At 46.3% G+C, this 20,013-nt stretch carries 22 protein-coding genes; 16 read left to right on the plus strand and 6 right to left on the minus strand.

From position 1 onward, the window contains the following. Nucleotides 1-120 precede the first annotated feature (120 nt). The 4 genes from ACKTT9_RS17040 (at nt 121) to ACKTT9_RS17055 (ending at nt 4,576) form a co-directional block, all read left to right on the plus strand. On the plus strand, nt 121-1,434 hold the full coding sequence (locus ACKTT9_RS17040) for an ABC transporter substrate-binding protein (RefSeq protein WP_407872490.1): 1,314 nt from the start codon (nt 121-123) through the stop codon (nt 1,432-1,434). A 73-nt stretch (nt 1,435-1,507) separates the two neighbouring features. Next, nucleotides 1,508-2,392, plus strand: a complete 885-nt coding sequence (locus ACKTT9_RS17045) for a carbohydrate ABC transporter permease (protein ID WP_157326515.1) — start codon at nt 1,508-1,510, stop codon at nt 2,390-2,392. A 13-nt stretch (nt 2,393-2,405) separates the two neighbouring features. Then, nucleotides 2,406-3,245, plus strand: coding sequence for a carbohydrate ABC transporter permease (locus tag ACKTT9_RS17050; protein WP_407872491.1), 840 nt, complete (start codon nt 2,406-2,408; stop codon nt 3,243-3,245). A gap of 68 nt (nt 3,246-3,313) precedes the next feature. Then, nucleotides 3,314-4,576, plus strand: coding sequence for a Gfo/Idh/MocA family protein (locus ACKTT9_RS17055; protein WP_407873055.1), 1,263 nt, complete (start codon nt 3,314-3,316; stop codon nt 4,574-4,576). Between the two features lie 42 nt (nt 4,577-4,618). On the opposite strand, the gene ACKTT9_RS17060 is transcribed toward ACKTT9_RS17055, so the two are convergent. Beyond that, the gene (locus ACKTT9_RS17060) at nt 4,619-5,179 is read right to left on the minus strand and encodes a helix-turn-helix domain-containing protein (protein WP_127456006.1); all 561 of its coding nucleotides are present in this window, start codon (nt 5,177-5,179) and stop codon (nt 4,619-4,621) included. Between the two features lie 142 nt (nt 5,180-5,321). On the opposite strand from ACKTT9_RS17060, the gene tdh reads away from it, so the two are divergent. The 5 genes from tdh (at nt 5,322) to ACKTT9_RS17085 (ending at nt 9,811) form a co-directional block, all read left to right on the plus strand. Then, the gene (gene tdh, locus ACKTT9_RS17065) at nt 5,322-6,362 is read left to right on the plus strand and encodes an L-threonine 3-dehydrogenase (RefSeq protein WP_315949851.1); all 1,041 of its coding nucleotides are present in this window, start codon (nt 5,322-5,324) and stop codon (nt 6,360-6,362) included. A 22-nt stretch (nt 6,363-6,384) separates the two neighbouring features. Next, nucleotides 6,385-7,560: a glycine C-acetyltransferase gene (locus tag ACKTT9_RS17070; RefSeq protein WP_407872492.1), complete on the plus strand. Its 1,176-nt coding sequence runs from the start codon at nt 6,385-6,387 to the stop codon at nt 7,558-7,560. A 128-nt stretch (nt 7,561-7,688) separates the two neighbouring features. Beyond that, on the plus strand, nt 7,689-8,246 hold the full coding sequence (locus tag ACKTT9_RS17075; protein ID WP_407872493.1) for an Hcp family type VI secretion system effector: 558 nt from the start codon (nt 7,689-7,691) through the stop codon (nt 8,244-8,246). Between the two features lie 171 nt (nt 8,247-8,417). Continuing rightward, on the plus strand, nt 8,418-8,726 hold the full coding sequence (locus tag ACKTT9_RS17080) for a hypothetical protein (RefSeq protein WP_407872494.1): 309 nt from the start codon (nt 8,418-8,420) through the stop codon (nt 8,724-8,726). After that, nucleotides 8,723-9,811: a PQQ-dependent sugar dehydrogenase gene (locus ACKTT9_RS17085; RefSeq protein ID WP_407872495.1), complete on the plus strand. Its 1,089-nt coding sequence runs from the start codon at nt 8,723-8,725 to the stop codon at nt 9,809-9,811. Before ACKTT9_RS17080 ends, ACKTT9_RS17085 begins: the two co-directional genes overlap by 4 nt. A 61-nt stretch (nt 9,812-9,872) precedes the next feature. Here ACKTT9_RS17085 and fabF read toward each other — a convergent pair whose 3' ends face one another. Continuing rightward, nucleotides 9,873-11,111 (minus strand): beta-ketoacyl-ACP synthase II, encoded by a 1,239-nt coding sequence (fabF, locus tag ACKTT9_RS17090; protein WP_407872496.1) that lies wholly within the window; start codon nt 11,109-11,111, stop codon nt 9,873-9,875. A gap of 140 nt (nt 11,112-11,251) precedes the next feature. On the opposite strand from fabF, the gene ACKTT9_RS17095 reads away from it, so the two are divergent. Together ACKTT9_RS17095 and ACKTT9_RS17100 are read left to right on the plus strand one after the other, a co-directional pair. After that, entirely contained in the window at nt 11,252-12,088 is an 837-nt protein-coding gene (locus ACKTT9_RS17095; RefSeq protein ID WP_407872497.1) for a helix-turn-helix transcriptional regulator, read from the plus strand. Nucleotides 12,089-12,110: 22 nt separating this feature from the next. Further along, nucleotides 12,111-12,587 carry an N-acetyltransferase family protein gene (locus tag ACKTT9_RS17100; RefSeq protein ID WP_407872498.1) on the plus strand — a complete coding sequence of 159 codons (477 nt, stop codon included), beginning with the start codon at nt 12,111-12,113 and terminating at the stop codon, nt 12,585-12,587. 347 nt (nt 12,588-12,934) lie between these two features. On the opposite strand, the gene ACKTT9_RS17105 is transcribed toward ACKTT9_RS17100, so the two are convergent. Beyond that, nucleotides 12,935-13,099, minus strand: a complete 165-nt coding sequence (locus tag ACKTT9_RS17105; protein ID WP_157326507.1) for a hypothetical protein — start codon at nt 13,097-13,099, stop codon at nt 12,935-12,937. 140 nt (nt 13,100-13,239) lie between these two features. On the opposite strand from ACKTT9_RS17105, the gene ACKTT9_RS17110 reads away from it, so the two are divergent. Continuing rightward, the gene (locus tag ACKTT9_RS17110; RefSeq protein ID WP_407872499.1) at nt 13,240-13,446 is read left to right on the plus strand and encodes a hypothetical protein; all 207 of its coding nucleotides are present in this window, start codon (nt 13,240-13,242) and stop codon (nt 13,444-13,446) included. Nucleotides 13,447-13,664: 218 nt separating this feature from the next. Here the strand turns inward: ACKTT9_RS17110 and ACKTT9_RS17115 are convergent, their stop codons facing one another. After that, entirely contained in the window at nt 13,665-15,161 is a 1,497-nt protein-coding gene (locus tag ACKTT9_RS17115) for a peptide MFS transporter (protein ID WP_407872500.1), read from the minus strand. Nucleotides 15,162-15,283: 122 nt separating this feature from the next. Between ACKTT9_RS17115 and ACKTT9_RS17120 the strand changes: the two genes are divergently transcribed. The 3 genes from ACKTT9_RS17120 to ACKTT9_RS17130 are packed head-to-tail and all read left to right on the plus strand — an operon-like array spanning nt 15,284 to nt 17,300. Further along, nucleotides 15,284-15,661, plus strand: coding sequence for a DUF2809 domain-containing protein (locus ACKTT9_RS17120; protein WP_407872501.1), 378 nt, complete (start codon nt 15,284-15,286; stop codon nt 15,659-15,661). 21 nt (nt 15,662-15,682) lie between these two features. Continuing rightward, entirely contained in the window at nt 15,683-16,135 is a 453-nt protein-coding gene (locus ACKTT9_RS17125; protein WP_407872502.1) for a GNAT family N-acetyltransferase, read from the plus strand. Further along, nucleotides 16,128-17,300 carry an alanyl-tRNA editing protein gene (locus ACKTT9_RS17130; protein ID WP_407872503.1) on the plus strand — a complete coding sequence of 391 codons (1,173 nt, stop codon included), beginning with the start codon at nt 16,128-16,130 and terminating at the stop codon, nt 17,298-17,300. Before ACKTT9_RS17125 ends, ACKTT9_RS17130 begins: the two co-directional genes overlap by 8 nt. Nucleotides 17,301-17,351: 51 nt before the next feature. Here ACKTT9_RS17130 and ACKTT9_RS17135 read toward each other — a convergent pair whose 3' ends face one another. Both ACKTT9_RS17135 and ACKTT9_RS17140 read right to left on the minus strand, forming a co-directional pair. After that, nucleotides 17,352-17,780: a cupin domain-containing protein gene (locus ACKTT9_RS17135; RefSeq protein ID WP_407872504.1), complete on the minus strand. Its 429-nt coding sequence runs from the start codon at nt 17,778-17,780 to the stop codon at nt 17,352-17,354. 96 nt (nt 17,781-17,876) lie between these two features. Continuing rightward, a complete protein-coding gene (locus ACKTT9_RS17140) occupies nt 17,877-18,128 on the minus strand; it encodes a hypothetical protein (RefSeq protein WP_326059502.1) in 252 nt (83 codons plus the stop codon). A 183-nt stretch (nt 18,129-18,311) separates the two neighbouring features. On the opposite strand from ACKTT9_RS17140, the gene ACKTT9_RS17145 reads away from it, so the two are divergent. After that, the gene (locus tag ACKTT9_RS17145; RefSeq protein WP_407872505.1) at nt 18,312-19,949 is read left to right on the plus strand and encodes a PAS domain S-box protein; all 1,638 of its coding nucleotides are present in this window, start codon (nt 18,312-18,314) and stop codon (nt 19,947-19,949) included. Nucleotides 19,950-20,013: the final 64 nt, after the last annotated feature.

Raw genomic sequence — 20,013 nt, forward strand, 5'->3', positions numbered from 1 at the left:
TATCCTGAATTTGGCGCCAAATTATTTTACTACGTCAAGGAGGTGAAATCAGCTTTTACGGGTTCCATTTTTAGCAAGGTCATGTTTCTTTCACAAAAATTAAAAAAGGGTGATTGCGAAATGGTAAAGAATACAAAAAAAATCGTCTGCTTAACTATGTTGATGTCTACAATGGTTGTTGCAAGTGCTTGCGGTAGTTCCTCTTCCTCTAATCCCGTCTCATCCGGTGCGCCTGCAAATGATGCAAAAGCAACAGCCGCCGCCAGCGGTGAGAAAGTAACCATTACCTATGGCGGTTGGGGCCTGGATACGATGACGGAGGTTATCAAAGCCTTCCAAGCCAGTCATCCAAACATTGAAGTTAAAGCAGAGAATACACCGTATAAGCAATATTTCACCAAATTGGAAACAGCGGCACAAGGCGGAACGATGCCTGACGTGTTATGGATGAACGGACCGAATTTCATTAAATACGCGGAAAATAAAATGTTGTTGGACTTGTCCGAAAACATCAAAAAGGATCAATTGGATCTCAAAAATTATCCGACATCTCTCGTTTCCCTATACAGCCTAGGCGGTAAAAACTACGGGATTCCCAAGGATTATGACACGATTGGTCTTTGGTACAACAAGAAGCTGTTCGATGAAAAAGGAGTCGCTTATCCAGACGCAACTTGGGATTGGAATAAGTTAACGGAAGCTGCGAAAAAGCTTACCGATCCTGGTAAAGGCATCTACGGCTTCGCAGCTCCAATGATGAATCAAGAGGATTACTACAACACGATTCTTCAAGCCGGAGGCAACATTATTTCCGATGATCACAAGAAATCGGGTTATGATCAACCGGAAGCGATTGAAGGTTTGAAATTCTTGACGGATCTCATTCAAGTTCATAAAGTATCGCCTACATTGGCGCAAATGACAGAAACGGCACCTTCGGATTTGTTTACTTCCGGCAAGCTGGCGATGTATTTTGACGGTTCATGGGCAGCTTTCTCGATTAGTCAAAATGCGGATATGAAAAACAATGCCGATGTGGCGCCACTTCCAAAAGGGAAAAAACAAGGCGTTGTTATTCACGGCTTAGGTCATGTCATCTCCGTGAATTCCAAGCATCCGAAAGAAGCATGGGAATTTGTGAAATTCCTTGGCTCGAAAGAGGCGGCAGAAGTTGCCGCTAAGCAAGGCGGAGCGATTCCGGCTTTCAAAGGCTCTGAAACAGCTTGGTTAGCAGCATTCCCGCAATACCACGCCAAAGCGTTCATCGATATGACGGAGTATGCTTCCCCTTATCCGGTTTCCAAGAATACATCCGTATGGACAACTTATGAAACTGAGATTTTGAAAAATGCATGGACAGGAGATAAACCGGTAGCTGACGCAGCCAAAGAGCTCGGCGCCAAAATGAATCAAGCGCTAGCTGCAGAAAAATAAGCTTTCGGTGCGGAGGTTCACTTGCAAGTAGCGAATCTCCCTCCTTACTACACTCATGGGAGCGTGAGTACTCATGCGAATCAGCTCGAAACGCCGGTCCGATTGGATGTGGGCGTACATCATGATCACACCTTTAATGCTCGGTTTGCTCGTTTTCTACATTTGGCCTGTGTTTCAAACGTTTTATTTTTCATTCACGGATTGGGGTTCATTCGGCAAATATACATGGTCAGGTTTGGCGAATTATAAGCAGCTTTTTACAGATAAAGATTTGCTGTATGCCTTTCGGAATACGGGGATCTACATTATAACAGCTGTCCCGGTCGGCATTATTTTATCCATTATCTTAGCTGTTCTGCTGAATCAAAAGGTAAAGGGGTTGTCGGTATATAGAACCCTGTATTTTCTCCCTGTTGTTACGATGCCTGCAGCGGTTGCGATGGTGTGGAAGTGGTTGTACAATTCCGACTTTGGACTCATTAACTATGTACTCAGCAAATTGTCCATTACAGGGCCGCACTGGCTGACGGACAATCGCACGGCATTATTATCTATCATTATCGTAGCCATCTGGAGTTCCATCGGCTCGCACATGATTATCTTTTTATCCGGCCTACAAGGCATCTCGGAGTCTTATTATGAAGCCGCATCGATCGATGGGGCAGGTTCTTTTACGAAATTCACGCGTATTACGATGCCTCTGTTAACGCCGACGATTTTTTTCGTCATGGTAACGTCTCTCATTGGTGCGTTCCAGGTATTTGATTACATTTATATGATGGTTGGCGAAATTGTTATGGAATCTACGCAGTCGATTGTATTTTTATACTACAAATACGGGTTTCTCAAAAATGCCAAGGGGTACGCTTCTTCCATTGCCGTCATGCTGTTCGTCATTATCATGATCATTACGTATATTCAGATGAAAATTCAAAAGAAATGGGTTCACTACGAATGAGAGGGGCGAGTGTATGAATACGAAACCAGTCAATCAGAAATCGCTTCGAATCGGCGGAATCCATCTTATCCTCATATTGGGTGCAATTATCATGGTTACGCCATTTATCTGGATGTTTCTTACATCGGTAAAAACATTAGCAGAGTCAACGGCCATTCCTCCCGTTTTGCTGCCAAAAGCTTTTCAATGGAGCAATTATGCGAAGGTCTTTGTAAACTTGCCGTTCTTTACTTTCTATTGGAATACATTCATAACAACTTTGGTTAAAGTGATCGGCCAGCTGATTATTTGTTCGTTAGCGGCATATGCTTTTGCAAGGATAGCTTTTCCGGGGCGCCACTTCTTTTTCATCCTGATGTTGTCGGTGCTTATGGTTCCTGGGCAAGTATTTCTCATTCCGCAATATATGATTATGAAGGATCTCGGCTGGTTGAACTCTTTGACAGCACTAATTGTACCTGGTCTATTCAGTGCTTTCGGGACCTTTTTGCTGCGCCAATTTTTCATGACGCTGCCTAATGAATTGGAAGAAGCCGCGAAGCTGGATGGCTGCAATCAATTCCGAATTTATTGGCAAATCATGATGCCGCTTGCAAAATCCGGGATGATTGCGTTGGCTATTTTCACCATGTTGTGGTCATGGAACGATCTGATGTGGCCGCTCATTGTCAACTCTTCACCGGATAAAATGGTGCTGTCCGCAGGGATCGCCTTCCTGGAAGGGGAGCACAAAACGAATTACACGATCATTATGGCAGGCTCCATGATGGCGATTTTGCCAATGATCATCATTTTCTTCGTTTTCCAACGTTCTTTTATTCAAGGGATCGCATTCACAGGAAGCAAGTCTTAATCAATGGCATATATTAGCCTATCGTTATCATTATCGTTATAGACGAAGTCACAGGAGATGAGTATTTGATGCAAAAAGTAACGGCAATCCTGCTCGGCGCAGGTGATCGAGGGGCGCAAGCTTACGCGCCATATGCACTGAATTACCCGCATGAATTACAAATTGTAGCAGTCGCTGAACCGAATGAGGAGCGTCGAGCAGTCTTTGCTTCCGCACATGGGATTGCACCGGAACACGCTGTCGAGAATTGGGAGCAGCTGCTTGCACAGCCCAAGCTGGCGGATATCGCCATCATTTGTACGCAGGATCAAATGCACTATCATCCCACATTGAAAGCGTTGGAGCTTGGCTATCATGTTTTGCTGGAGAAACCGATGTCTCCTAGTCCGGAAGAGTGCGTGGAGATGGAACTTATGGCGAAGAAGCATAACAGGCTGCTAACCATTTGCCATGTTTTGCGGTATACAGCTTTCTGGACGGCAATGAAACGAGTGATTACAGAAGGTAAAATCGGACAAATCGTCAACATTCAGTTGAATGAAAATGTCGGTAACATGCACATGGCACACAGTTTTGTACGCGGGAATTGGAATAATTCCGATAAGTCTTCCCCTATGATTTTAGCCAAATCATGCCATGACATGGACATTCTCTCTTATATCATGGGAGAGCCATGCGAGCGTGTCAGCTCCTTTGGTTCGTTGATGCATTTCAACGAAGAGAATGCGCCTGCAGGTGCGCCTGCGCGATGCTTGGACGGCTGCCCGGCAGAAATGAGCTGTCAATACTATGCACCTAAATATTATTTGGGCGCAGGACGCCGTTGGGCGCGTAAATTCACAACGGATACGAGCAATGAAGGTATCATTGAAGCACTGAGCACGACGCCTTACGGGAAGTGTGTATATCGCAGCGATAATAATGTCGTTGATCATCAAGTCGTCAATATGGAGTTCGCGAGCGGTGCGACAGCGATGTTCAGCATGTGCGGATTTACCCGTGATAACACGCGTATTCTGCAAATCATGGGCACGAAAGGCGATCTTCGCGGCAATATGGAAGAGAATGAATTTACCATTCATGATTTTGTGACGAATGAGAAAACGACCGTGCGTGTGCACGCCTCGGAAGAGGGGCATAACGGCGGAGATGCGGGCATTGTGCGCAGCTTTTTGAGCGAAGTCAGAACGTATAACGGGGGAGAAAGCAGTTCTTCCGCATCCGTTTCCGTGCGCAGCCATCTGATGTCGTTCGCAGCGGAGGAATCCCGCTTGAATGGCGGCAAGCCCATTGTGATTGAAGAGTTTTATAAGCGACTCGTTACGGTATAAACAAAACGCAAGCGACCAGAGAGGCTGGCTGCTTGCGTTTTTTTAAGAAGACGGGTAGTAAATAAGCGTCTTGTATACAGCTTTGCGATCAGACAAATTCGTATACGTGTGCGGACGATCTGCTGTGAAATGGATCGCGTCACCAGGTTGAAGAATGTAGCTTTCCTGAGCGATTGAAATTTGCAGCTTGCCTTCGACCATTAGAATGTACTCTTCGACACCCTCGTTATGCGGCTCAGAAGCATGGGTACAGCCTTGCTCCATTTCGACGGTGTAGATTTCAAAGCTTTTTTGCGGGTGAAAAGGGAAAAGGGGATAGGCGCGATATTGGCCGTCCTCCTCATCAAAGGAAGAAAGATCTTCGGAACGAACAACCGTAATCTTCGGTTCGTCATCCTCAATCAAGCTCGTGAAAGAGATTTGTAGTCCGCTCACAATTTTCCATAAAACGGAAATCGTTGGATTAGAATCTCCTCGCTCAATCTGCCCCAGCATAGCTTTGCTGACACCGGTCAATTCGGCAACTTGATCTAAGCTTAAACCTCTTGTTTTCCTTATGTTCAGCAGCTTTCTGCCTACCATTTTGTGTATCGGTTCCTGCATCAACGTGACTCCTTTTATTTAATTTGTGTCCGTAAAAATCGCCTATTTACAATATAACATACATTCGTGTACTATGGTATATATAGACAGTAAAACGCACGTATGTGTATTATATTGCATATTTGTCCTAGGAGGAAAAATGATGGGCGCAACAATGATAGGGTTGGTTAAAGAACACCGAGGTCCCGGTGCTACACTGAAGGAAGTTCCTGTTCCCACGATTGGTGACGATGAAGTGCTCGTTCACATTAAGGCAACTTCCATCTGCGGAACGGATTTGCACATTTACAATTGGGATGCTTGGGCTGATAAAACGGTGTTGACACCTAATGTCTTCGGGCATGAGTTTGCGGGCATCGTCGTTGACATCGGGGACCGCGTACGAGGCGTTAAGATCGGAGATCATGTTTCAGCGGAAGGGCATATGATTTGCGGTACCTGCAAGGCTTGTCGAACCGGAAACGGGCATGTTTGTCCGAATACGAAAAGCTTTGGGATTACCGCGCCGGGATGTTTTGCCGAATATGCGGTTGTGAAAGCAAGTAATATTATTCATAATGCGCCTGAGCTGCCATTTGAAATCGCTTGTTTGCAAGATCCGCTAGGGAATGCGGTGCAAACCGTTTTGTCCGGAGACATCGTGGGTAAAACAGTGGCGATTATCGGTGTAGGACCGATTGGCTTGCTTGCCATCAAAGTTGCCAAAGCTTGCGGAGCAGGAGCGATTTATGCGGTAGATATTAATCCAAATCGATTAAAGATGGCTTTGCAAATGGGGGCCGATGTAACGATAAACGCGATGGAAGCGCGTACATCTGAAGAACTGCGCAGATTGACGGATGGTGAGGGCGTAGAGGTTGTGCTTGAAATGTCCGGAAACCCAGTGGCGATTGCGGATGCGTTTGAAGCTGCGGCCAATGCAGGCAGGGTGTCCTTGCTCGGAATTCCGACGAAAGAAGTAAGTTTGGACGTAACGAATCAAATTATTTTCAAAGGCCTCAAGGTAGAAGGCATCACGGGCCGTAAAATGTACCAAACCTGGTATCAAATGAAAGGGTTATTGAATCAACACCGGGTTGATCTCGCATCCGTTATTACCCACAGATTCACGCTGGATCAATACGAGGAAGCGTTCCGTTTGATGCATGAAGGGCAATGCGGAAAAATCGTGTTTACTCACTAAAACAAGACTTGGGAGGGCAAAGATGAATTACTTAAACGATTTGGCGGCAGATATTGAAGGCTGGAAGCGTGATGGACGTTACCGCACGATAAAAGTATGGGAAAGCGGTTCGGATACTTGGATGAATCTGAACGGACGCAAAATTCTCCAAATGTCCTCCAACAATTATTTGGGATTGACCCATCATCCCAAATTGAAGCAAGCAGCGATTGCCGCCATTGAGAAATACGGTGTCGGCAGCGGCTCCGTGCGCACCATTACAGGGACACTGGATATTCACGAACAGCTTGAGCTTGAGCTGGCTGCATTTAAAGGCACGGAAGCGGCGCTCGTGTTTCAATCGGGTTTTACAACGAATCAAGGCGCATTGTCTTCGATTCTTGGCGCAGACGACGTGGTCATCAGCGATGAGTTGAACCATGCGAGTATCATTGATGGCATTCGTTTGACGAAGGCGAGCCGTAAAATTTTCGCCCATAAAGATATGAATCAGCTTGAAGCCGTACTGAAAGAAACGCAAAAGCATCGCAAGCGTGTTGTGGTAACGGATGGCGTATTTAGTATGGACGGCGATATCGCGCCGCTGCCTGAAATTGTTCAATTGGCTGAAGCCTATGATGCCATTGTGTATGTCGATGATGCCCATGCTAGCGGCGTATTAGGGAAAAACGGCAAAGGCTCAACCGATCATTTTGGACTTCATGGACGTGTGCACATTCAGATCGGGACACTGTCCAAAGCGATTGGAGCTGTTGGCGGGTATGTAGCCGGTGCGCAATTGTTGAAGGAACACTTGATTCATACGGCAAGACCGTTCCTGTTCAGCACTTCGCAGACGCCAGCGGTAGCAGCGACTTGTTTGGCGGCGATTCAGGTGCTGCGCGAGAGCGAAGATTTGGTAACCAAACTATGGGAGAATGCCAATGGTTTCCGCAGTGAATTGCAGCGTTTAGGATTCGACACAGGAGCAAGCGAAACGCCGATTATCCCCATCATTATCGGAGATCCTGCACAAACGATGCGCTTCTCGGATCGCTTGCTGGAAGAAGGCGTATTCGCACAAGGGATCGTTTACCCGACCGTTGCCATGGACAAAGGGCGTGTACGCTTGATTGTGACGGCACAGCATACGAAAGAGGATTTAGCGTTTGCTTTGAACACCTTGCAAAAGGTAGGCAGGGAATTTGGATTGGTGTAAAGCAGGGTAGGCGGCACCGCGGCATTTTTCTTATGTGGACAAAGATTTGCGGAATAGAAAGTCACTTGCTCCTATATAATTAGGTCGATGGTTACATTTTGTAACATAACCGATGAGGAGTGATGGGGTTGAGTAAGTTCCGTAAACAGGTTTTTATCTTCTTTATTCTAAGCGTGTTGGTACTCGCGTTCAGCGTAGTTCCGGCAGCGGCTGCAAGTGATGATTATGACATTTTTTTGAAACTGGATGGCATTAACGGGGATTCGATCACAAGAGGGTATGAGAAGTGGATTCAGATTAATGATTTCTCGTTCGAAGTGACAAATAAGGCGACGGTGTCTGTCGGAAGCGGATCTGCCGCAGGCAAAGCTGCCGCTCAGCCGATATCGATCAACAAAAACTTTGATTCCGCCTCGATTCCCTTATTTTTAAATACAACGACAGGGAAAGCGATTGAGAAGGGCCAAATTGTTTTCGTCAAAAACACGGGCAATGAACGGCAAGTTAGCCTCGTTATTGATTTGGAAAAAGTCCTCGTCAGCAATTTTAGCCTATACGATACGCATGAGAGCATTGAGCTCACGTATGGAGCCATTACATTTAAATACAATGTTGTAGGTCCTGATGGTAAGACGACAAGTACGGTGACAGGCGGTTGGGACTTCACAAAAAATCAGAAAAAATAATACAGCTGGATAAGATCTATTAGAAGCGATAGGGCTTACTCGAGAGGACTGAAAAGGCCTTTTGGGTAGCCCTATTTTCATAACAGCAGGGGGATTATGTAAACTGTACATCTCTTCTCGATGTCGATATAATTGGAATTATTTCTCAGAGATTGAGGAGGGAAGAGCGTTATGTTTATGGAAGAGGAAGTCATCGTGTACCTGAGAGCGGGTTTCCTGATCGTTATGCTGCCGGTGATGGCTGTCGTCCTTTTCTTAATGCTGAAATTCAAGCGAATGGGGTATGGGTGGTTTTTGATCCATCTGGTCTTGTTCTCTATTGGTGCTCTTTGGTGGATACGGTTGCTTGAAACTAGAGCTTTTACCAGTTCTATTTATAATTCTCTCATGATCGCGATGATTGGGATGCTTTGGCTGATAAGTATGATCTTTTTCGTCAAAGGTTTATTTTCACTAGGTAATAAGGGGGCGCGCGTGTGATTAGATCGGTGGGAATAGGGATTGTAGGGATGGCGGTAATCTTGCTAAGCTCAGCTTGCTCGGACAAACTCAGTTCAACGACGAAGTCGAAAATGGTAGAGAGCCAGACAAAGGCAGGCAATGCCTACACGATCCTCGCTGAAAAGCTGCGAACACCGTGGTCGATTCAGTTCGATGAGGAAACCGTCTATGTGAGCGAGCGTGAAGGAAGTATTGTCAAAATAAGTAATGGCTCTGTATCACGTCAAAAGGTGAAGCTCAACAAACCCCTGAAGGTACAAGGAGAAGGTGGGTTTCTCGGGATTCAACTGGCTCCTGATTTTCAAAAATCGCGCCAAGCCTATGCTTATCATACCTATGAGGAAGGCGGCAAGATTTTCAATCGAGTCATCGTTCTGCAGGAGATAAATGGCGAATGGAAGGAAATCAAATCACTCCTCGAAGGCCTTCCTGGCGGTCAAATTCATAATGGGGGCAGACTTGCGATCGGCCCTGATAATATGTTGTATATGACAACTGGTGACTCGGGAGTAGACAAGCTTGCACAAGACTTGAATAGCTCAGCGGGCAAAATATTGCGCATGACATTGGATGGCAAAGTCCCATCTGATAATCCATTTGCCAAGTCTTATGTTTATTCATATGGGCACCGAAATTCACAAGGGATTGCGTGGGACAAGCAGGGGCGCATGTTTAGCTCTGAACATGGTCCTTCAGGAAATCCTGGCGGGCATGATGAAATCAATCTCATTGAAAAAGGCAACAATTACGGGTGGCCGGTTATAATCGGAAATGAGAAAAAGGAAGGGATGGTAACTCCGCTGTACCAAACGGGAGATATCGCCATTGCACCATCGGGGATTGACATAGATGCAGACGGACAAATTCTGATCGCAACTTTAGTCGGGAAGAAGTTATACAGGTTCAACCCTGACACCAAGCAAATGGCTGCCGTATTGGAGGGTGAAGGGAGACTGCGTGACGTAAGGCTGCATAATGGGGATATTTATGTGCTGACTAACAACACGGATGGTAGAGGAAGTCCTTCGGCGAGCGATGACCGTCTTCTGATGCTTAAAAAGTAAAAGCAAAAAACCTAACCCACGCAGCTGCGGCTGAACGGATTAGGTTTTTTTATTGGATCAGTTAGGCAGTCGTTTTCTTGAAAACCAGCACGGCATTATGGCCGCCGAACCCGAAGGAACTGGATAACCCGTAATTGAGCTCCGCCTTTCTGGCTACGAGTGGTACATAATCGAGATCGCACTCTGGATCTGGATTCTCCAAGTTAATGGTAGGAGGAATGATCCCGTCCTGCAAGGTTTTGATCAACGCGACAGCTTCTACACCACCGGCTGCGCCAAGCATGTGCCCAATCATGGACTTGTTCGCGCTGATAGGAACGTCGTACGCGCGGCTGCCAAGAAGCCGCTTGATGGCGCGCGTCTCCGACAAATCACCAGCAGGCGTGCTTGTCGCGTGCGCGTTGATGGTGTCGAGCTCCTCGGGCGCCAGGCCGGCATCGGCCAGCGCATCGCGCATGGCCCGGTAGGCACCCGCGCCTTCAGGATCGGTCGCCACGATGTGGTAGGCGTCCGAGGTTGAGCCATAGCCGACGATCTCGGCATGGATGCGGGCACCGCGGCGCTCGGCATGCTCGAGCGACTCTAGCACGAGCACGCCGGCGCCTTCGGCGGCGACGAAGCCGTCGCGCTGCGCATCGAACGGGCGGCTCGCCTGCGTCGGCGCATCGTTTCGCGTCGACAAGGCTGTCGCGTTGCCGAAGCCCGCCAGCGCGAGATCTATGATCGTCGCTTCGGCGCCTCCGGCAATGACGGCGTCTGCGCCTCCGCGCTGAATCAGCTTAAAGGCTTCGCCAATGGCATTGTTGCCCGTGGCGCAGGCTGTTACCGGCGCAAGGGTAGGGCCTTTGGCGCCGAACAAAATGCTGACCTGCGCCGCTGCCATATTGGCGATCATCATCGGCACGACGGTCGGGCTGACGCGGCCTGGTCCGCGGGACAGCAGAGTCCGGTAATTGTCCAGAATGGTATGAATCCCTCCAATACCAGAACCAATATAGACGCCGACACGTTCCTCATTCGTTGCATCAATAGTAAGGTTAGCATCCTCCATGGCTTGCTTGGCTGCGGCAATAGCAAATTGTGTATAGCGATCCATACGGCGGACTTCCCGTCGACCGACGGCTGCTTCCGCATCGAAATCTCGCACGACCCCTGCGATAGTGGTTTTATATTCGGATACATCCATGTGATCGATTGTAGAAATACCTGATGTTCCATTGACGAGATTTTGCCAAAAACGTTCGACTTGATTGCCAATTGGCGTAATTACGCCCATCCCTGTCACAACTACACGCTTCATAGATAACGCCTCCTTGGTATTTTCATAACTTGCTCTTAGTACCTGATATCAATAGCATGTCACATTTGTTATCCTATTACAAGTTATCGTTTATACTGGTATAATGACTTCTATGATGAGATGTGAAGGGGGAAAATGATGTGAATACGAAGGAACGGCTGCAAGCTCTTTCTGCGTTCTTAACCACTCACCGGGCAAGGCTTAAACCCAGTGATGCGGGGCTTCTTGGCGGCAGCCGGAGACGCACGCCCGGCCTCCGCAGGGAAGAAGTAGCGACAATCGCTGGCGTGAGCACAACCTGGTATACCTGGTTAGAGCAGGGGAGAGAAATCAAAATGTCGGTGCAAGTGCTGGACCGAATCGCCTTTGCTTTACAGCTCAACCAAGATGAGCGCCAATATTTGTTCATGCTGGCTCTTGAGCAGCCAGCGCCAACAACCATTGTTGATCAGGCACCGACAATATCGCCTGCTTTGAATCGAATTTTGGAGGAGCTTCATGATTGTCCCACCATTATTTCGGATCGCAGATGTAATATCGTCGGTTGGAATCAAGCGGCGGCGGCAGTATTCCTGGATTTTGCACTGGTTCCGTTGGAAGAGCGGAATCTGATTTGGCTGCTTTTTACGAGGAAAGAATTAAGAGCTTTGGCTGTGAACTGGCGTGAGTTTGCGATGGGCTTTTTGGCGATGTTCCGCTCCTATTATGGGCAATATCTGGGTGATAATTGGTATAGCGAGTTTATTGAGCGCATTAGCGGAGAGAATCAGGATTTTCGGACATTTTGGAATCAGAGCGATGTGAGCAGCGCTCCGGAAGTGTTCATCGAGTTTCGTCATGCGAAGGCAGGGAAGCTTTTATTTGATTTGACGACATTGCAGGTGCAGGGCCGAGCGGATTTAAGATGCAGCGTGTATACGGCGTCACCTGGTTCGGATTCGGATTCTAAAGTAAAGCAGTTGATGAGTAGAATTTAGGGTATGAGGATGTGGGGATAGGATGCTGTCTTTTAGAAAAATGGACGAGAACGACTACGAATTTTTGATGGATATGCAGTATGAATCGATTCACATTTTGGAGAACAAGCCGCCTAAACTGGTATTGATGAATGCTCCTCATTTAAAGAAATATCACGAGGGCTGGGGAAGACAAGGGGATATGGCTTTACTAGCTTTAATGGACAATGTGCCGGTAGGCGCAGGTTGGTACAGGTTATTTGATGAATCCAATCGAGGATATGGATTTGTTGATCATGAGACTCCGGAGTTAGGGATTGCTGTTTTACCTGCGTATCGAGGTCAGGGAGTAGGCGTTAAGCTGATGCAAGAGTTGATCAAACAAGCACAGAAAGATGGCTTCCCATCTTTATCTTTAAGTGTTGATCCGAGTAATCATGCCGCTGTGCGCATGTATGAGAAGCTCGGGTTTGTATTTTGCGGCGTAGTGGGGACCTCTTGGACGATGAAGTTAGTCTGAATTTCTGGGAAAGCAAGTGCCGCGGATAGCTTATAGGGCGATCATTACTGGAGCCGCAGCAGCAGGAAAAACTACCGTTAATCTGCTCAGTGCCGTCCCGGGCAACGCAATAACTGGAGAAGCTCTTGTTAAATCGTCACACACTTTCGGAATTAGCCTAAATCTCTTCTGATTAAATGGAAATAATCCATGTAAATAGCCCAAACATGGCTCAGAGGAGGGAAATAGCTGGAGTAATCGGCGTTATTCACAAAACATCAAGGTGCTCGCCTCACCTAGTCAGAGCTTTTCGTTTATAGCACACAAAAAAAGGAACGCTATCCAGCGTTCCTTTTAAACGGCTCTATTTACGTATGAGATAGTTTTTTGTCCTCACGTTCCAGTGCTTTCTGCTGCTCTTTGGTGAAGGTACAACGAAGTTTGGCTAATCCGGTATGTTCGTTGACATAGATGATTCTAACAATGCCATGGATCGATTTCAGTTGTTTAGTCCATTCTCGCGGATCGAACATGAACATCAACTCCTTTTGAAAACGCTTTATTCTTTACTTCATCTTATGTGCCTGGGACAAGTTTCATGCCTGAGGTATGGAAATGCTAAAAAAGTGGCATTCTGGTTAGTAATGACATGATTGTACGGTGGGTGAAAAGGTTGAAAGTAGAAAAGAGTCAATCAGCAATATGTTCGTATTGTGAGGAATCAGCAACATTTCGGATCGGCAACGACGAGTACGCGCTGCATGCTTGTGATCGTCACGAAGATTCTGCGTATAACGAATTCGATTTCGTGAGCGGTGAGGACTCGTGGCGCATGATTTCCATCGCGTCGCACGGCTTTCCTGAACAAGCCATCATTTAAACAGGAGGGATTCCCATTCGTTTATTTCATTTGAGCTACATTCTTTTTTTCAGTGCCGTGCTGCTTGCTGGCATCATTGGAATCGCTTGGTTTGTTTTTCATCGCAGAAAAAGAAAAGCGCGTTAATGTTCATGATCATGGTTAGAAACCATAAATTAGTTTATGCAAAAAAGCCTCCACATTCCACTAAATACGTGGGAGTGGAGGTTCTTTTGTTTTCAGCGGACGCCTTTCATAAAGCCTTGAATTTTTGGAGTCATCAGAAAGAGGATGACACTCAGGATCAAAGCTATCACGCCGATAACACCGAAATAAAGCATTTCCGATTCGGGTGAGTAAAATTTCACGATCTGCGCGTTGATGGCTTGGGCTGCAGCATTTGACAAGAACCACAAACTCATGGTCTGTGCTAAAAAGGCCGCAGGCGCTAACTTGGTCGTTGCCGAGAGCCCAACTGGAGACAAGCATAATTCTCCGAGCACGACAATGAAATAGCTGAGTACAAGCCATAACGGATTAACAAGCGATTCATTGCCGCCGAAATAAGCGGGCAGGAGGATGACAAGAAAGGATACGCCGGCCAGCAGCAAACCTAATGAAAATTTGGTGGGGATGGACGGCTGCCGGTCTCCGAGCTTAACCCAAATCCACGCAAAAATCGGCGCAAATACGATAATAAATAACGGATTCAAGGATTGGAACCATGCTGGAGAAATATGTATGCCTGCAAAATCAAGCTGTGTCCGCCGGTCCGCGTAATTGGCGAGAATCGTTGATCCTTGCTCCTCAATGGCCCAGAACATGACAGACGCAATAAAAAGCGGGATATAGGCGAGAACTCTGGAGCGCTCGATGCTTGTGGTCTTAGGGCTTCTATACATGACGGTGAAGTAAATGGTTGGAATCAGGATACCCAGCAGGCCAACGATGGCGCTAAAAGTCTGAAAAGTGAGGTACCCCGCAGGGATCGTTATGACAAGTAAGAGGATGATGATTACGGCACCTAACCCAATCCATGTCATGACCTTTGTTTTTTCTGATGGCGAAAGCGGGTTTACGACAAATGTACCTGCGAGTCCCAAGCTTTTTTTCTTCGTAAACAGGAACACAGCTAACCCAAGAAACATGCCGATTGCCGCTAATCCGAACCCCAAGTGGAAATTAACATTCATCCCTATCGTACCGACGATTAACGGGGCAATGAAGCCTCCGAGATTGATACCCATGTAGAAAATGCTGAATCCTGCATCGCGGCGGGCGTCCTCTTCACTATAGATTTCGCCTACAATGCTGGATACGTTAGGTTTTAGCATGCCTGTCCCTAACACAATCAGCACCATAGAAACAAAAAATAACGCGACGCTTCCTGGTATGGCTAATACAATATGGCCTAGCATAATGAATATGCCGCCATATAGCACAGCTTTTGAATTTCCAAAAATCCGATCAGACAGCCACCCGCCAATAATGCCGGACATATAGACAAGTGAGCCGTAAATCGACATAATGGCAAGAGCGGTATTTTCAGCAATGCCCAATCCGCCTTTGGAAACTTCATAATACATATAAAAAACAAGAATTGCCCGCATGCCGTAATAAGAAAAACGTTCCCAAAATTCTGTGAAAAAGAGTGTGAATAACCCTTTCGGGTGACCGAGGAAACCGTGTTGTGGAACACTTGAGACAATCTTTTGTTTTTCATTTATGTCGGTCATGAAGTAATCTCCTTTAGTTAACCTAGTTGTGAGCTTTATGCTGTATCCCCACAAGGTAGATTTCCCATGTAGATAAAGTTCTACACTTTAATTAAGTTCATATTCGAAGGAAAGGGGAAATCATGCTAAAATATGCTGCAGCCATCGTAGTGACGATCGTCTTAGGGTTAAGCTCAAGAAGGTTCTCAAATGTACTTCCTGATATAATCGCTGTAAACGCTGGAGACATCCTTTGGGCAAGCATGATTTACTTCGGGTTTCGGTTTATTTGTACAAAAAGATCGTTAGCTTGGGCAGCAGGATGGAGCGTCATCTTCTGCTTTGGCATTGAATTCAGTCAGCTATACCAAGCGGAATGGATTGTAGCGGTTAGAAACACAGTCGTTGGCTCGCTGATCCTTGGCAGAGGATTTTTAGCAATTGATTTAGCTCGATATGTGATAGGCATTGCTGCTGCATGGATCGTTGACAAGTTTGCCTTCCAGCGTAGTAAGCGTTAATTCGGCTTTGGAGATGATGTAATGGAAATTAGACGCATTCAAAAAGAGCAGGCCTGGCAGCTGCGGCATGAAGTCATGTGGCCGGAGCGTGAGCTGGCTTATGTTCAACTTTCGGATGACGATGAAGGTGTACACTACGGACTTTTTGAAGCGGAGGCGCTTCTTTCTGTCGTATCGCTATTTATCCAGGGAGAGGAAGCTCAATTTCGAAAATTTGCCACCAAGGTATCTGATCAAGGCAAAGGCTACGGCAGTCATCTGCTTCGCCACATGCTTACAGAAGCTAAGCAGGCAGGTGTGAAGCGCATTTATTGCAATGCCAGGAGCAACAAGGTCTCTTTTTATGAAAAATTCGGGTTGGCCGTAACAGATAAGCAATTTACAAAAGGCGGAAAAGATTATGTTGTCATGGAACACCATGTCTTCCCGGAACCTGATCTAGCCGAAACAAGAAAGGAAGATTCACATGTCTAATAAGCTGTACTACGATTCTGCCTATATCCGAGAATGGCAAACAACGATCAGCCGCGTTATAGAGAGAGAAGACGGGGTTTATATCCTCTTGGAGGAGACAGCCTTTTATCCACATGGGGGCGGACAGCCTTGCGATGAAGGGCATATCAACGGCGTGCCTGTATTGGATGTTATCAGTGAAGAGGAGAACGTGCTGCATAAAGTGGCGAGTCTCCCTGGAGAGGGCACTGTGTCCTGCGAGGTGAATTGGCAGCGAAGGTTTGATCATATGCAGCAGCATAGCGGCCAACATTTGTTATCAGCGGTATGCCGTGATCTCTACCAGGCAATGACCGTCTCTTTTCACTTGGGCGCGGATTATGCCACCATTGATGTGGAACAGCCGGAACTCTCACCTGAACAGTTGGCGGCTATTGAGAAAGAAGTGAATGAGCAGATCTATAAGAACCGAACAGTCACCAGTTATTTCGTTACGGAAGAGGAATTGGCCAAGCTGCCGCTGGTGAAACAACCCAAGGTGACGGAAAACATCCGAATTGTTGAAATTCAAGGTGTGGAATATAACGCATGCGGAGGCACACATGTTTCGTCAACAGGCGAAATCGGAATGATCAAGCTGCTGAAAGCGGAGAAGCAGAAGGGGAATACGCGGATTTATTTTAAATGCGGATATCGTGCGCTCCAGGAGTTTACTGATAGCCTGAAGATTTTGGGGGCATTATCCATCAAATTCAACACGGGGAAAGATGAAATTATCGATCGTTTGGAGAAGTGGGAATTCGAGACGAAACAGCTGCAAGCGGAACTAGTCCAGTTAAAAGAAGAGAACGACACCTATGTAGCAGGTGAGCTTCTCTCCCAACGAGAAGGGAACTTGATTGCCCGCGTGTTCGAAAACAAGTCCTTGAAAGATTTGCAAAACCTCGCTGGTAAGCTTGCGGTCCAGAGCCATTGCCCTGTGCTGCTTGCCACCATTGGGGAGAACAAAGTTGTATTAGCGAATAATAGTGCATCGTTATCCTGCGGCGCATTCTTCAAAGCGAATTTGGCTGCCTACCAAGGCAAAGGCGGCGGGAGCGACAAAATCGCCCAAGCGGGATTTCCGTCATGGGATGACGCCGCAGCATTCTTGGAGCACGCGAAGAAACAGCTTAATGCTCTATAAGTAGGAAGATCAGGCAGCTCACCTTCATTGGGACAGCTGCCTGTTTTACGGTTAATCGGCGGGTGTGCGCTGCTTCTGCCATATCGTTTCAAGCTCAGGGAGTAAACGAACGCTTTCCTGTTCATTTGGATCCGTTCTTGCCAGCAGGGCGGTGCAGGGCTCGCTTTCGCTAGGGTTATAGGGCATATGAGGCATACCGGCAGGGATGTACAGAAAATCACCTTCTTCTACCTCCATATGCTGGTCAAGTTTCTCGCCGTACCACATGGCCGATTTCCCTTTCAGCATATAGATGGCTGTTTCATGTTGTTCATGCAAGTGGGCTTTTGCTCGCTTGCCGGGGGGAATTGTCAGCAGATGCATGCATATGCCTTGCGAGTCAACGCTTTCCTTGGATATGGCCTCCGCATAATCGAAGCCTTGTTTGCCATGGTATGTGCGAGATGAACGAATGAGTCGACAAGATCGTGTTGGCTCCATGTTCAAACACACCTCCTTTGATTCAAACTATTAAGTAGGATGAAATTTCATGCAGAAAAACCCTCATCTAAGGAGATGAGGGTTTTCGATTGATCATTAGCAAGGACGGAAAGGGAAAAAAGGTCTAGTATCCAGTAAGGCAATAGCCAAAAGATCAAACAGAACGAGCGGTAAAATAAACGGCAGAAATGAGATTTGCGCCTTGTTCCCGTTTCGGGACGGCTTCAGATAGACTTTATTATTGTCCACTTTGACAATGGTACCTTTGTAAGTGCCGTGTGTTGTTTTGATCATCACTTCGCGATTGAGGTACTTCTTACAAATTCGATAGGAATCCGCTTTTTTCATCGTGAATACCTCCTCTCTAGCTGTCTTATTCTAGTATATGTTCGTCCAATAGAACTAGTGCGTGGAAATAGGAAGGAATGGGAGAAAGATCCAATAAGCATTTTGAAGAATAAATGATATAATCAATAAGCAAATTACACCGCTATCCCATAAAATTGCAGGGTTAAGGAAGAGTAGATCGATATGCACAAGAAGTCAGTAGTAAGGGTAAAAAGCTCTTTGAAAGTGACCTTGCTTTATGTCTTGTTTGGAAGTTTGTGGGTTATTCTATCAGATCGATTCATTGATCGTGTGAACTTGACCGATGCTATTTCCGTAAATTCATCAAAAGGTCTTTTTTATGTCGTCATTACCGCATTTATTTTGTATTTTTGTTTAAAACGGTTGAAGAAGGCATTGTTGGAGAGCGAGGAGCGGTACCGAGTCCTGGTAGAGCATTCGCCGGAGCCAATCGTTGTTCATAGCGATGGGATCATCATTTTCATTAACCCTGCCGGTGCCAGAGTGTTGGGTGCCAATTCGCCTGAAGAGCTCATCGGACAATCCGTCATGACATTTGTGCACCCCGATTTTGTAGATATAACAATGAAACGGATCCGCCAAATTATCGAAGACAAGCAGCCAACGGAACCGATGGATCAAAAGTTTTTGCGAGTCGATCAGCAAGTTATTGATGTTGATGTAAGAGAGGTGCCGATCGTCTTTCTTGGCGAGCCTGCGGTGCAGTTGTTATGCCGAGACATCACGGAGCATAAACGGGCGCAATGTATGCTGGAAATGCGGGAACAGAGCTATAAATCGCTTGTTGAGCACAATCCGGATGCGATTTTCACGATGGATTTAAAGGGGAATGTGCTGTCAGTTAATGCGGCTACTGAGAAAATTACCGGCTATACGGAAGAAGAGTGCACACAGCAAACGTTTCAGCCCTTTCATGTTCCCAGTGACCAAGAGAAAGCATGTCAGCTGTTTGTAAAAGCGATGCAGGGCGAATCCAATAATACGGAAATAACACTTATGCATAAAGAAGGAAATCAAATCGAATTAAATTTGAAAATGGTTCCCATCTATATTAATGATAAAGTTGACGGCGTTTATGGCATAGCCAAAGATATTACAGAGCGTAAACGGACGGAAGAGCTGCTGCTCAAATCAGAAAAGCTGTCTATCGTTGGGCAGCTCGCGGCAGGGGTTGCCCATGAGATTCGAAATCCATTGACTTCGCTGAGAGGTTTTGTACAACTTCTACAGTCAAAAGTAGAAAATTATCAGTATTATTTTCAAATCATGTTATCGGAGTTGGACCGAATTAACGATATCGTGAGCGAGTTTATGGTGATTGCGAAACCGCAGGTGATTAATTTTGAAATGAGAGATGTCCGGAAGATCTTGCAGGATGTCATCTCCCTGCTGCAAACCCAAGCCATTCTTAATAATGTGCAAATTCATACTGAGATCTTGACTGAAATTCCTTTCATCAAATGCGAGGAAAATCAACTGAAACAGGTCTTCATTAATATTCTTAAAAATGCGATTGAGGCCATGCCAGATGGAGGAAATGTCACCATCGAGTTGAAGACGGATGACGACAAGGTTCAGATTCGTTTCATTGACGATGGCTGCGGCATCTCGGAGGAGAGATTGGCGTTACTAGGCGAACCTTTCTACACAACCAAGGAAAAAGGGACGGGCTTAGGTTTAATGGTTTGTCATAAAATCATCGAAGCTCACCATGGATGCCTCAAAATTGAAAGTGAAATTGATCAAGGAACGACCGTACAAGTATTTCTGCCGGTTGATGATGAAAGTACGGTTAGATGAGCTTTAAAACAAAAAAAGGACTGCTCCATAAGTAGATTATCTACTAGGAGCAGTCCTTTTTATT

Origin of the sequence: Paenibacillus sp. P36, from assembly GCF_045866505.1 — a bacterium.
In the GTDB taxonomy this organism is placed as follows: Bacteria; Bacillota; Bacilli; order Paenibacillales; family NBRC-103111; genus Paenibacillus_E; species Paenibacillus_E chondroitinus.

Excerpts from the sequence above, each read along its gene's own strand:
- ACKTT9_RS17045 (WP_157326515.1), top strand. The coding sequence starts at position 1,508 with ATGCGAATCAGCTCGAAACGCCGGTCCGATTGGATGTGGGCGTACATC.
- ACKTT9_RS17145 (WP_407872505.1), top strand. The coding sequence starts at position 18,312 with ATGCACAAGAAGTCAGTAGTAAGGGTAAAAAGCTCTTTGAAAGTGACC.
- ACKTT9_RS17080 (WP_407872494.1), top strand. The coding sequence starts at position 8,418 with ATGTTTATGGAAGAGGAAGTCATCGTGTACCTGAGAGCGGGTTTCCTG.
- ACKTT9_RS17140 (WP_326059502.1), bottom strand. The coding sequence starts at position 18,128 with ATGAAAAAAGCGGATTCCTATCGAATTTGTAAGAAGTACCTCAATCGC.
- ACKTT9_RS17050 (WP_407872491.1), top strand. The coding sequence starts at position 2,406 with ATGAATACGAAACCAGTCAATCAGAAATCGCTTCGAATCGGCGGAATC.
- ACKTT9_RS17105 (WP_157326507.1), bottom strand. The coding sequence starts at position 13,099 with ATGTTCGATCCGCGAGAATGGACTAAACAACTGAAATCGATCCATGGC.
- ACKTT9_RS17100 (WP_407872498.1), top strand. The coding sequence starts at position 12,111 with ATGCTGTCTTTTAGAAAAATGGACGAGAACGACTACGAATTTTTGATG.
- ACKTT9_RS17120 (WP_407872501.1), top strand. The coding sequence starts at position 15,284 with ATGCTAAAATATGCTGCAGCCATCGTAGTGACGATCGTCTTAGGGTTA.
- ACKTT9_RS17135 (WP_407872504.1), bottom strand. The coding sequence starts at position 17,780 with ATGGAGCCAACACGATCTTGTCGACTCATTCGTTCATCTCGCACATAC.
- fabF (WP_407872496.1), bottom strand. The coding sequence starts at position 11,111 with ATGAAGCGTGTAGTTGTGACAGGGATGGGCGTAATTACGCCAATTGGC.
- ACKTT9_RS17040 (WP_407872490.1), top strand. The coding sequence starts at position 121 with ATGGTAAAGAATACAAAAAAAATCGTCTGCTTAACTATGTTGATGTCT.
- tdh (WP_315949851.1), top strand. The coding sequence starts at position 5,322 with ATGGGCGCAACAATGATAGGGTTGGTTAAAGAACACCGAGGTCCCGGT.
- ACKTT9_RS17115 (WP_407872500.1), bottom strand. The coding sequence starts at position 15,161 with ATGACCGACATAAATGAAAAACAAAAGATTGTCTCAAGTGTTCCACAA.
- ACKTT9_RS17055 (WP_407873055.1), top strand. The coding sequence starts at position 3,314 with ATGCAAAAAGTAACGGCAATCCTGCTCGGCGCAGGTGATCGAGGGGCG.
- ACKTT9_RS17130 (WP_407872503.1), top strand. The coding sequence starts at position 16,128 with ATGTCTAATAAGCTGTACTACGATTCTGCCTATATCCGAGAATGGCAA.
- ACKTT9_RS17125 (WP_407872502.1), top strand. The coding sequence starts at position 15,683 with ATGGAAATTAGACGCATTCAAAAAGAGCAGGCCTGGCAGCTGCGGCAT.
- ACKTT9_RS17060 (WP_127456006.1), bottom strand. The coding sequence starts at position 5,179 with ATGCAGGAACCGATACACAAAATGGTAGGCAGAAAGCTGCTGAACATA.
- ACKTT9_RS17070 (WP_407872492.1), top strand. The coding sequence starts at position 6,385 with ATGAATTACTTAAACGATTTGGCGGCAGATATTGAAGGCTGGAAGCGT.